The sequence below is a fragment of the Pectobacterium aquaticum genome (assembly GCF_003382565.3).
GTDB lineage: Bacteria > Pseudomonadota > Gammaproteobacteria > Enterobacterales > Enterobacteriaceae > Pectobacterium > Pectobacterium aquaticum.
In genome coordinates this window covers 2,405,864-2,418,056 of record NZ_CP086253.1, presented here as the reverse complement: position 1 = coordinate 2,418,056, position 12,193 = coordinate 2,405,864, and the positions used below count along the sequence as shown (strand labels likewise).

Annotated in this window: 10 protein-coding genes; 3 read left to right on the top strand and 7 right to left on the bottom strand. The window is 50.5% G+C overall.

Annotation, left to right across the window (positions count from 1 at the left end):
• Positions 1–6 precede the first annotated feature (6 nt).
• On the bottom strand, positions 7–300 hold the full coding sequence (locus tag DMB82_RS11185; protein WP_010295258.1) for a PTS sugar transporter subunit IIB: 294 nt from the start codon (positions 298–300) through the stop codon (positions 7–9).
• Positions 301–310: 10 nt separating this feature from the next.
• On the bottom strand, positions 311–1,291 hold the full coding sequence (locus DMB82_RS11180; RefSeq protein WP_116162282.1) for a 6-phosphofructokinase: 981 nt from the start codon (positions 1,289–1,291) through the stop codon (positions 311–313).
• Positions 1,292–1,775: 484 nt separating this feature from the next.
• Between DMB82_RS11180 and DMB82_RS11175 the strand changes: the two genes are divergently transcribed.
• A complete protein-coding gene (locus DMB82_RS11175; protein ID WP_116162280.1) occupies positions 1,776–3,029 on the top strand; it encodes a D-amino acid dehydrogenase in 1,254 nt (417 codons plus the stop codon).
• 54 nt (positions 3,030–3,083) lie between these two features.
• Here the strand turns inward: DMB82_RS11175 and DMB82_RS11170 are convergent, their stop codons facing one another.
• The 3 genes from DMB82_RS11170 to yeaG all read right to left on the bottom strand — a co-directional run bounded on the left by DMB82_RS11170 (position 3,084) and on the right by yeaG (position 7,704).
• Positions 3,084–4,283, bottom strand: coding sequence for a multidrug effflux MFS transporter (locus tag DMB82_RS11170; RefSeq protein ID WP_102117588.1), 1,200 nt, complete (start codon positions 4,281–4,283; stop codon positions 3,084–3,086).
• Between the two features lie 175 nt (positions 4,284–4,458).
• Positions 4,459–5,733 carry a YeaH/YhbH family protein gene (locus tag DMB82_RS11165; RefSeq protein WP_116162346.1) on the bottom strand — a complete coding sequence of 425 codons (1,275 nt, stop codon included), beginning with the start codon at positions 5,731–5,733 and terminating at the stop codon, positions 4,459–4,461.
• A 36-nt stretch (positions 5,734–5,769) separates the two neighbouring features.
• Positions 5,770–7,704 (bottom strand): protein kinase YeaG, encoded by a 1,935-nt coding sequence (gene yeaG, locus DMB82_RS11160; RefSeq protein WP_039489567.1) that lies wholly within the window; start codon positions 7,702–7,704, stop codon positions 5,770–5,772.
• A 455-nt stretch (positions 7,705–8,159) separates the two neighbouring features.
• Between yeaG and DMB82_RS11155 the strand changes: the two genes are divergently transcribed.
• Positions 8,160–8,909, top strand: coding sequence for a MipA/OmpV family protein (locus DMB82_RS11155; RefSeq protein WP_116155979.1), 750 nt, complete (start codon positions 8,160–8,162; stop codon positions 8,907–8,909).
• Between the two features lie 157 nt (positions 8,910–9,066).
• Positions 9,067–9,918: an aldo/keto reductase gene (locus DMB82_RS11150; protein WP_116162278.1), complete on the top strand. Its 852-nt coding sequence runs from the start codon at positions 9,067–9,069 to the stop codon at positions 9,916–9,918.
• Positions 9,919–9,991: 73 nt separating this feature from the next.
• Here the strand turns inward: DMB82_RS11150 and DMB82_RS11145 are convergent, their stop codons facing one another.
• Positions 9,992–10,861, bottom strand: coding sequence for a D-hexose-6-phosphate mutarotase (locus DMB82_RS11145; protein WP_102117592.1), 870 nt, complete (start codon positions 10,859–10,861; stop codon positions 9,992–9,994).
• A 107-nt stretch (positions 10,862–10,968) separates the two neighbouring features.
• Positions 10,969–11,964 carry a glyceraldehyde-3-phosphate dehydrogenase gene (gapA, locus tag DMB82_RS11140; RefSeq protein WP_102117593.1) on the bottom strand — a complete coding sequence of 332 codons (996 nt, stop codon included), beginning with the start codon at positions 11,962–11,964 and terminating at the stop codon, positions 10,969–10,971.
• Positions 11,965–12,193: the final 229 nt, after the last annotated feature.

Here is a 12,193-nt window from a genome sequence, read left to right as displayed (position 1 = left end):
CTCATGCTATTGATGAGCCTGGATATACGCTAAAATTTTTTCTTCTATTTCATCTTTGTCGGTCAATTTATTAAGAATGATGATTCTTTTTTTCTCATCTTCACTGGCATCACTATTCAGGATGTCAGCAAATATTTTCTGGGTTAGGATGACGTCATAATTGAAGGCAGAGGCCTCTGAAATCGTGGTGTGATTTATTTCTGCATCAATACCTAATTTTTTTAGTACGGATTTCGCACTCATTTCGATAGCGAAACTGGAACCTAATCCACAACCGCAAACGCAAAGTACTTTCAACATAATCATGGCCTCATATAAGGTGATGGGCTTTCGCGAGCTTATAAAAGTGACTGTCGACATCAACCAAACGTCGTTCGGAATCCTCCAGGTCGATAGGAATGGCTTTGTTGTTATTATTGATAATGATGATTTTATTGGTTAGTCCGGTATTAATGCACCGAACCACTTCTTCTGCTAACAGGGTGCCCTGAATAATTTCTTCCCCGGTGGGCGCGCCATTTCGTAAACCATATCCCAAAATGGTTTTTCGGATACGGATGCCAATCTTATGCTCTAGTTTCTTGATAATGGTGTCGATAGCGCCCTGAAAGCCAGGAGTATACTCATGGGTATAACCTTCAGAGCATAAAATGATTACGCTGTTTTGTTCCGCGATTTTCTCCCGAATACATTGTGATAATTGTTCAATATCCCACGGTGATTCTGGAATGAGTGCGATATCTGCGTTGCTCTTTAATGCCGCCTGCAAGGTTAATTCGCCACAATACCCGCCGAGTAATTCAATCATGAATACCCGACCTTGTAGTCCACGGCCTGTATTTCGCAATTTCTCTACTTCACTCATTACCTGCTCACAGGCGGTAGAAAAACCGATCGTATAGCTGTTCCCTGAGATATCATTATCAATCGTCATTCCTACGCCATAGCAATGAATACCATAGTGGCTGAGTTTTTTTAGAAATTGGAATGAGCCATCTCCTCCAGCCATAATGAGCGCGTCGAGTTTTTGTTTTTGAATGTTTTTGACGATGTGCTCATAGTCTGTTTTTCGACACTTTCCGGTTTTTCTCCCTGAAGTAATCAGGGGCATTGCTGAGAGGGAATAATCCACTAAATCGCGGCGAGTGAGCACTTTGCAACAGTTATCGATAAGGCCATTAATTCCACCATCGAAAATGATGATGTCAGAGGCAGTCATTCTATTCACCTGAAAGATGAAGTTATTTATTCCGCTAACGTCGCCGCCGCTAATGACTAATCCAATTTTCATCGTCGCCCTCTGGAAATATGAATAACCACCGTGTGAACACAATGTTATTAAACTGATAAGGCGTTTTTTTGATGAATGTCGCAAATTTGTATTTAACTACGGGCTTGAGTGTCTTGACAGTGATGTTGTTGATTCAATTGCTGTGATGATTATCACGATTTAAAAATAAGCAATCTAACTAACTTATTAATTAACTTGGACTTTAACATTTTCCCCTTTTTTACTTTTATTCTGTTTTTCAGCTAAAAAACGAATACGTATTTTGTGAATGATTTCACAGTTATTTCGTTACGATCCCAATGGAGAAGCAACGGATCGAAGAGATAACAATAGATAAATGTTATCGCCGAGGCGGGTGACAATTCCTTCCCAAATGCTAGAGTAGTCTTCAGTTTTACCTGTTACCTAGTGTTTTGTTCCATTAAATAAATAGTTTTCTAGCAGATTAAACGGTCTTTAACGGAGAGAAAGGGAGAGCGGTAGCATGCGGGTTGTGATTCTGGGAAGTGGCGTCGTTGGCGTAAGTACCGCCTGGTATCTTGCGCAGGCAGGGCATGATGTTACCGTGATCGACAGACAGCCGGAGCCCGCGTTGGAAACCAGCGCCGGGAATGCCGGACAAATTTCTCCTGGCTACGCCGCGCCTTGGGCTGCGCCGGGCATACCGCTGAAAGCGATAAAGTGGATGTTTCAGCGCCATGCGCCGCTGGCCATCCGGCCGGACTTTACGGCTGCACAGCTGTGCTGGATGTGGCAAATGTTGATCAACTGCGATGCACGCCACTATAAAACCAATAAAGCGCGGATGGTGCGTCTGGCGGAATACAGCCGCGACTGTTTGCAAGCGCTGCGGCAGGATACCGGCATCCAGTACGAAGGTCGGCAAGGTGGAACGCTGCAACTGTTCCGCACTGAGCAGCAGTATGAAAATGCGATACGTGATATCGCCGTGCTGGAAGAGGCTGGCGTACCGTATCAACTGTTGACGCGTCATGAGCTGGCCTCGGTTGAGCCTGCGTTGGCGAACGTAGCGGGAAAACTGACCGGCGGGCTGCGTTTACCGCATGATGAGACGGGCGACTGCCAACTGTTCACTCGTCAACTGGCGGCGATGGCTACCGATGCTGGTGTCACCTTTAAACTGGGGCGTAACGTTCGTCAGTTGCGGGTTGAAGGGCAGAGCGTCACGGGCGTGCAGTGCGACGACGAAATCATCGTGGCAGATGCCTATGTGATGGCCTGCGGTTCCTATTCCACCGGATTACTGCGTCAGTGGTTTGATATTCCGGTTTATCCGCTGAAGGGCTATTCGCTGACGATCCCGCTAGCAGATGACGCCTCGGCACCGGTTTCTACCGTGCTGGATGAAACCTATAAAATAGCGATTACCCGCTTTGATCGTCGTATCCGCGTTGGTGGAATGGCTGAAGTCGTGGGCTTCAACACCGAGCTGAATCCCAAGCGCCGTGAAACGCTGGAAATGGTGGTGCGCGATCTCTATCCTCATTGCGGCCCGATTGAGCAAGCAACCTTCTGGACGGGATTACGTCCGATGACGCCAGATGGCACGCCGCTGGTGGGTCGCTCACCGCTGAAAAATCTGTACCTGAATACGGGGCACGGCACGTTGGGCTGGACAATGGCCTGTGGATCGGGGAAATTGCTGGCGGATATGCTGTCGAACAAATCACCGGAGATTGAAGCCGATGATTTGTCCGTGGAAAGGTATGCTCGTTAGGTTTTAACTACTTAGGTTTAGAACTACTTAGGTTTAGAACTACTTAGTTTTGAACTACGTGCGGGGCAGTGATGTAATGCTGCTCTTGTGGTGCCGCGTAAGCAGGCGGGCGCGTATCGCTAGCAGGGCGGCACAGAGCATGACCAGCGCTAGTGAGATTTTTGACGGCAGAGGAATGGCCATAGCAATCAGGCCCAGCGCCGCGCCGCCCGCCATCTGCACAAATCCTACCATCGCCGACGCAATCCCCGCCTCATTGGAATAAGGCTCCAGCGCATAGCTGGTGGACGGCCCGATCAAAAATGCCAGACCAGCACAGGCCAGCGCGACAGGCAGCATGTAGGTTGGCCAGGTGTTTTGCATCGCTTCCGGTAAGAGAACGACACCGCTAAGCAGCGAAAGAAAACCCGTACCCATCAGCAGGCTACCGATAGCCAGACAGCGTGGCCGGCCGACTTTGCGAATAATGCGATTCGCAAAGAAGCTGACCAGCATGATCCAAAAACCGTTTACGCCAAAGGCAATCGAAAACTCAAGCGGCGTGAGCTGGGCCTCATTCATCAACACTACAGGAGAGAAGGTGACATAGGTTAACGCCATCCCCATCGCGCCCGCGTTGACTGAGGCGAACCCAAGAAAGTGGCGATCGGATAACAGACGTGCGTATTGGCGCAGCGGCAAGCCGTGTACGGGCAACGTTGAATCTGGTCGCGTTTCGGGAAGGAAGCGGATGACGAGTGCCAGTACCAGAATGCTGTAACCCGAGAGGAACCAGAAAGGGGCCCGCCAACCGAAGGCCTCGGCCAAAAGCCCACCGAATAGCGGCGCCAGCGCTGGCACAATGTTCAGCGTGCCGTTAAGAAAGCCATAGGTTCTGGCGGCATCGTCACCGTTCAGTTTGTCACGCACGCTGCTGAAAATGGCGACGGCGGTACAGCAGACGGCTAATCCCTGAAAAAGGCGTGAGAGGATGAACAGCGTGGCGCTGGTCGCCAGCGCAGCCATGACCGCGCCGATGAGATAGATAATCACACCAGCCAGCGCCATTGGGCGTCGACCGTACTTATCGACCAGCGGCCCCGCCAGAAGTTGGCCTAATCCCATGATCAGAATAAACAGTGCGACGGTGGACTGAATCAGCGATTCTGGGCTGTTCAGCGCCACGGCGATGGCGGGAATAAGCGGTAAATAGATGTCGATGCCCAGAGGGCCGAGTAGAACCAGAGTCAGTAAAATCAGAACAAATCGTTGCATAACAAAAACAGAAATCTATGTTTTATGGGTTCGACAGGGTAATGCGCACACTGGCGGAAAGAAAGCGTTATCTTTGTGACAATGTCACGATGAGGTAGTGATTTCAACTCTGGAAAGAGAAAATCAGCCAGCTAACGATTAATCATTAACCGATAGCTGGCCGACTGAGAGGGAGTTAATGTCCTACCGTTTGTTTACGGAAAAGCTCACGGAAGACAGGGTAAATATCATCCTGATCGCGGATATGCTGCATAGCGAAATTATCGAACCTATCGCGCAGTGCTTCATATTCGCGCCAGAGCGTCTGGTGCGAACGCCGGGTGATTTCAATGTAGCTATAGTAACGGACCATCGGCAGAAGCTGATTCGCCAGAATCTGGTGACACAGCGGGGAGTCATCAGCCCAGTTATCACCATCCGAGGCTTGTGCCGCGTAGATATTCCACTGCGACGGATCGTAACGCTCGCGAACCACTTCCTCCATCAGCTTTAATGCACTGGAGACAATGGTGCCGCCGGTTTCCTGAGAGTAGAAGAACTCCTGTTCATCAACCTCTTTCGCCTGCGTATGGTGGCGAATGTAGACGACGTCGACGTTTTTATAATTTCGGCTGAGGAACAGATACAGCAGAATATAAAAGCGCTTCGCCATGTCTTTTGTCGCCTGATCCATCGAACCAGACACGTCCATCAAACAGAACATCACCGCTTGGCTCGACGGCTCAGCCCGACGCTCGTAGTTCCTGTAGCGCAGGTCAAACGTATCGATAAACGGCACGCGGGCGATTTTCTGGCGCAGTTCGGTAATTTCCTGCCGCAGCCGTTCCTCTTCCAGCAATTGTGCAGGTTCGGTATGCGCCAGCTGTTCCAGCGTCTCTTCCAGTTCATGCAGCGTGCGTCGTTTCCCCGCTGTCATCGCCATACGGCGTGCCAGCGAGTTTTGCAGCGAACGTACCACGCTGATATTGGCAGGAACGCCGTTAGCGGTGTACCCAGCGCGGTGCGTTTTGTACTCGTTCATTTGCCGATGCTGGGTTTTCTTCAGATTCGGCAGCGCCAGATCTTCAAACAGCAGGTCCAGATATTCGTCTTTGGAGATCTGAAAGACAAATTCATCCTCGCCTTCGCCATCTTTACTGGCATCCCCCTGACCGGAACCACCGCCGCCACCTCCTTGTGGCCGCTCGATTTTGTCATTCTGTACAAAGTGATCGTTGCCCGGGTGGACGCGGTGGCGGCGTCCTCCACGGCCCTGATGGAACATCGGTTCGTTGATGTCTGCATTGGGGATCGACACCGACTCCCCGCTTTCGATGTCGGTCACCGAACGCTTATTAATGGCCTCGGAAATCGACTGTTTTATTTGCGACTTATAGCGGCGCAGAAAGCGTTGGCGGTTCACCGTGCTTTTGTTTTTGCCGTTCAGTCGTCGGTCAATAAAATAGGCCATGTTTCCCCCAAACGCTGTTGCCAGCATCGTGCGTCATTATGATGACTTCCTCACTCGCAGATACCATTCGCACAGCAAACGCACCTGTTTCCGAGTGTAGCCTTTCTCCATCATGCGATCGACGAAGTCATCATGTTTCTTCTGTTCATCCGTTGAGGTTTTGGTATTAAACGAAATCACAGGCAGCAGCTCTTCCGTATTGGAGAACATCTTCTTCTCAATGACCGTGCGCAGCTTCTCGTAGCTGGTCCAGTTTGGATTTCGGCCGCTATTGCTGGCTCGGGCGCGCAGGACAAAGTTGACGATCTCGTTACGGAAGTCTTTAGGGTTGCTGATGCCCGCAGGCTTCTCGATCTTTTCCAGCTCGGCGTTTAACGATTCGCGGTCAAACAGCTGACCAGTATCTGGATCACGGTACTCCTGATCCTGAATCCAGAAATCCGCATAGGTAACATAACGGTCAAAAATGTTCTGGCCGTATTCGGAATAGGATTCGAGATAGGCGGTCTGGATCTCTTTACCGATAAATTCGGCATACTTCGGCGTCAGATACCCTTTCAGGTGCTCCAGATACTTCTCTGCCAACTCCTGCGGGAATTGCTCACGCTCGATCTGCTGTTCCAGTACGTAGAACAGGTGTACTGGGTTGGCCGCGACTTCGCTGTGATCGAAGTTAAAGACGCGCGACAGAATCTTGAACGCAAAGCGGGTCGACAGGCCGTTCATTCCCTCATCTACGCCTGCGTAGTCGCGATACTCCTGATAGGACTTCGCCTTCGGATCGGTATCTTTCAGGCTTTCCCCGTCGTACACCCGCATCTTGGAGTAGATGCTGGAGTTTTCCGGATCTTTCAGGCGTGACAGAATGGAGAAGCGGGCCAGCGTTTCCAGCGTGCCGGGCGCGCAAGGGGCATGTGTCAGCTCGCTGTGATCCAGCAATTTGTCGTAGATTTTGACTTCTTCGGATACGCGCAGGCAATACGGCACCTTCACGATATACACGCGGTCAAGAAACGCTTCATTGTTCTTGTTGTTACGGAATTGCACCCACTCAGATTCATTGGAGTGCGCCAGAATAATACCGTTGAACGGCAGGGCGGCAATGCCTTCCGTCCCGTTATAGTTGCCTTCCTGTGTTGCGGTCAGCAGTGGATGGAGCACCTTGATCGGCGCTTTGAACATCTCGACGAACTCCATAATGCCCTGGTTCGCGCGGCACAGTGCGCCGGAATAACCGTAGGCATCGGGATCGTTCTGGGCAAAATGCTCCAGCTTGCGGATGTCGACTTTACCGACCAGCGCTGAAATGTCCTGATTGTTTTCATCGCCAGGCTCGGTCTTCGCGATCCCAATTTGCGCCAGAATTGATGGCCACACTTTGACTACTCTGAACTTGGTGATGTCACCGCCAAAGTCCTGAAGGCGCTTGGCTGCCCACGGTGACATGATGGTGCCGAGGTAGCGCCGTGGAATGGCATACTCTTTCTCGAGTATCGCGGCATCTTCCTGCGGGTTGAACAGGCAGAGCGGATGGTCATTCACCGGGCTGCGTTCGCCGTTGGCACTGAGGATGTAAATCGGTACGCGCTGCATTAGCGCTTTCAGGCGTTCGGCCAGAGAGGATTTCCCGCCGCCGACCGGCCCCAACAGATACAGAATTTGTTTCTTCTCTTCCAGTCCCTGCGCAGCATGTTTCAGGTAAGAGACAATCTGTTCGATAGCCTCTTCCATACCGTAAAATTCTTCAAAAGCAGGGTAGCGAGCAATCACCCGGTTTGAGAATAGGCGCGACATTCGTGATTCTTGGGCGGTATCCACCATTACAGGCTCACCGATAGCCGTTAACAATCGTTCAGCTGCGTTCGCATAAGCGTTGCGATCCTGCTGACAGATAGTAAGGAATTCCTGCAGAGTGAACTCTTCGTCCTTGGCAGCGTCGTAGCGCTGGCGGTAGTGATCAAATATATTCATAGCGATGCCCGTCCTTCGTCGATTAGCACAGATTAAGAGAGCGTGTGGAATATATGCCTATTAATGTATTGCCCTCCGAAAGAAGAAATCTCCTGAGTCCAGCAACCCTTATGCCAACTTGTCGCGTCAGGGCGTCGTGATTTTATTCATTCCTGCTGGTCAGGAAGACGTCACCTTCTGTATTAAAGCGTAGTTTGCATCCGTAAAATTTCCTCTAGTCCACAGACGTATTTTTAAGATATTTCAAGGACTCACTTTCAGGAAAATCCGTGTAACATTATAGGGAATAGGCGCTCAGCCTTAAGAACTCGGCCTATTACCGACGTTAGCGCACGTAAAACCTATCGAATAGTTAGGGTATTCGTTAATGTTATTTTTATATAACCTGGGCACGAACGTGTTTAATTGGCCTATCATGTTTCATGATATTTATCTGTAATAGGAAATAGAAAACTGTGAAAAAACCTCAACTATGTATGCTGGCCGCACTGGTTTCTGGTGCTGTGCTCCTGCCTTCAGCCTATGCCGCAGATGTCTCGCTGGGCCTTGGCGCTGCGGGTTCAACGTCTGTGTACCGTGGTGTTGATAATGATGTTTATCCGCTTCCTGTACTGAATTATGAAAGTGAAAGTTTTTATTTCCGCGGGCTGGGTGGTGGATACTACCTGTGGAATGACGGCGCAAATCGTTTCTCTTTAACGGCGTACTACCTGCCTTTAGGGTTTAAACCGGGAGATAGTGACGATCTGCGTATGAAGCAGTTGGACAAACGCCGCGGTACGCTGATGGCGGGTGCAGCTTATCGTCATACCGCCGACTGGGGTGAAATTCGTACCGTGTTGGCAGGGGATACGCTGGATTACAGCAACGGTTTCATATGGGATACCGCCTACCTTTACCGCTTCTCAATGGGTGATCTGAGTATCACCCCTGGTATCGGTGCCTCTTGGTTCAGTGAAAACATGAACCAGTATTACTACGGTGTTAGCGCACAGGAGTCCGCTCGTTCTGGCTTTAACCAGTATAGCCCTGGTGATGGCTGGGCCCCGTATCTTGAACTGAGCGCGGGTTATCAAATTAACCAAAGCTGGAGCGCCTGGGCCGTGGGTCGTTACACGCGTTTGTCTGACGAAATGAAAGACAGCCCCATCGTTGATAGTAACCACAGCATCTTAATGAGCGCGGGCGTCAGCTATCGCTTCTGATGCTTTTCATGAGCGCTTTTAATGCTCTTCGTAAGCATAGTGCATCTGCCGTACAATAATGGGGTGATATCACCCCATTTGCACATTTATGGTGCGCCGAATGCCATGTTAGGTTGAGGGTAAACTGGTTACGTTGACGACAAACAGGGAGGAACGCGTGGCAAAAGCGATTCGTTTTCCAGATGACACACGCGTACTGGCGATCGGTCAGGGAACGTGGTACATGGGCGAAGATGCCCGAATGAAAGCGCAGGAAGTGACGGCGCTGCAAACGGGTATCGATCTTGGGTTAACGCTGATTGATACGGCCGAAATGTATGCGGAAGGCAGGGCGGAGGACGTCGTCGGTGAAGCGATACGTGGCCGCCGTGATAGCGTGTATCTGGTGTCGAAAGTCTATCCGCACAATGCGGGAGGCGAAAAGGCGATACAAGCGTGTGAACGCAGCCTGAAGCGACTGCAAACCGAGCACATTGACCTGTATTTGCTGCACTGGCGTGGTGGCATCCCGTTAGTGGATACGATCGCAGCGATGGAGCGATTACAGCAGGCGGGAAAAATCGGCCAGTGGGGCGTCTCCAATCTCGATCTTGAGGATATGCAGGAGCTGTGGTCGCTAAATGGCGGACAGCGCTGCATGACTAATCAGGTGCTTTACCATTTGGCCTCGCGCGGCATTGAGTTTGATTTGTTACCGTGGTGTCAGCAACAGCAGCTTCCGGTGATGGCGTATTGCCCGCTGGCGCAGGCAGGGCGCTTGCGTGAGGGATTATTCTCACATCCGGTGGTGAACCGCATTGCGCGTGAACATAACATCACGCCTGCTCAACTTTTACTGGCGTGGGTGATTCGCCAGCCGGGCGTGATCGCTATTCCAAAAGCCAGTTCTGTAAAGCATGTGCAGGAAAATGCGAAAGCGCTGGACGTGGTGTTGTCTGAGGACGATCTCGGGCAGTTGGATCAGACCTTTCCACCGCCGACGCGTAAACAGCATTTGGATGTGGTGTAGCGGAAGGAAAGGATTTGCAGAAGAGGTGTATAGCGGTTTCGCCATACACCCATATAGCTAATTACAGCGGTGGTTATTTCTTTATGCGGATAACCGTTGCCAAACGAGCCGGCGCCTTGGCGGAGGCGACAAACGGTTGATTAATTCGCGCGGTTTCCACACACACGAACGTTTTATATCCCTCATCTGGCATATCGCTAATCGTACGAGAGAGCTCAGCACCGGGGTTCCATGACACTACATCGCTATGGTGCGTATGGTGCACTTCGATAGCACGTTTCAGCACCGCGTCATGTACCACACTGGTGTCCTGCGGCTGGGTATAAATGCGGTCTGTACGGTCGGTAAAGACCAGATCGCCTTGCTGCGTTGTCAGCTTGCCCTGATCCACCTTATCAATGAAAGACTCACCCAGGCCAGCAATGCGGATATTGCTGATATCGCCGATATTGAAATAGGTATGCAGCGCGCTGGTAATGCTGTAATCACCATGCGCTTCCAGTTCAATGCCACATTCCTTACCCAGCTTGAAGCGGGCGATGAGCGTGAACGCATGCGGCCAGCTCTTGCGCGTTTCTTCATTGTCTTGCAGCGTGAACGTGAGCTGTACGCCGTGTTCATCTTCGCTGTGGGCGGTAAATTCCCACGGCAGCAGACGGGCAAAACCGTGATTAGGATCGGCGAAAGGGCCAAACCAAGGGAAACAGATCGGGACACCGCCGCGAATCGCAACGTGATGAGTAAAAGGCGTATTGTCGCTCAGCCAGAGCACCGGCTCTTCGTTTGTTGGCTGCCAACTGAGCAGATGCGCACCTTGTAATGCGACTGCCGCGCGAACTTCAGGGTGATCAACGACAATGATGGGTAATTGGTCCAACTGACGCTGGGTGAGGGTGGCGCTAATTTGTTTCGTGACGGGGAGTGAGAACATTGTGTTATGCATGATAGTGCCTTTTTTTGATTGTTTTTCGTGGTAAAAAGAAATCTGCAATAAACAATAAAAAAGGGCGACATCACGTCGCCCTTTTTTCACAGAATCATCGCTGACGCTTATTTAGAGATGTGAGCGATCAGATCCAGAACTTTGTTTGAATAACCAGTTTCGTTATCGTACCAGGAAACCAGTTTCACGAAGTTGTCGCTCAGAGCGATACCAGCTTTAGCATCGAATACGGAAGTCAGTTTTTCACCGTTGAAATCGGTAGAAACGACTTCGTCTTCGGTGTAACCCAGAACGCCTTTCAGCTCGCCTTCAGAAGCGGCTTTGATTGCCGCACAAATTTCTTTGTAAGAAGCAGGTTTTTCCAGACGTGCAGTCAGGTCAACAACAGAAACGTTCGGGGTAGGAACGCGGAACGCCATACCAGTCAGTTTGCCGTTCAGCTCAGGAATCACTTTACCTACTGCTTTAGCAGCACCGGTAGAAGATGGGATGATGTTCTGTGCTGCGCCGCGGCCGCCGCGCCAGTCTTTGTGAGACGGGCCATCAACCGTTTTCTGCGTTGCAGTGGTTGCGTGAACGGTGGTCATCAGTGCTTCAACGATACCGAAGTTGTCGTTGATGACTTTTGCCAGCGGAGCCAAGCAGTTGGTGGTGCAAGATGCGTTAGAAACGATTTCCTGACCAGCGTAAGTTTTGTGGTTTACGCCCATAACGAACATTGGGGTGTCATCTTTAGATGGACCAGTCAGAACGACTTTCTTCGCACCAGCAGCGATGTGTTTACGTGCAGTCTCGTCAGTCAGGAACAGGCCAGTTGCTTCAGCAACAACATCCACGTTGACTTCGTTCCACTTCAGATTTGCAGGATCGCGCTCTGCGGTAACACGAATGGTTTTGCCGTTAACAACCAGGTGGCCATCTTTAACTTCAACGGTGCCGTCGAAACGACCATGAGTTGAGTCGTACTTCAGCATATACGCCATGTAATCAGCATCTAACAGGTCGTTGATTGCAACGATCTCAATGTCAGAACGCTCTTGCGCAGCGCGAAAAACAATACGGCCGATACGGCCAAAACCGTTGATACCTACTTTGATAGTCATATATTCCACCAGCTATTGGTTTGTGAATAAAAGGTTGGTTGTAAAATTACAAAAACCTTGCTGAGCGTCAAGCGGAATCGTGTCAATAGTTGCTGTAAGTCAAACCTATGACCAAACTTTGTGCGAAAACCGCTCGACCCTGTAACTAAGTAACATCTAAGCCTGATATGAGGGTGAAATGCATCATATAAAGCCTGTGTGATCTCAATATGTGATTCGCATCACAATT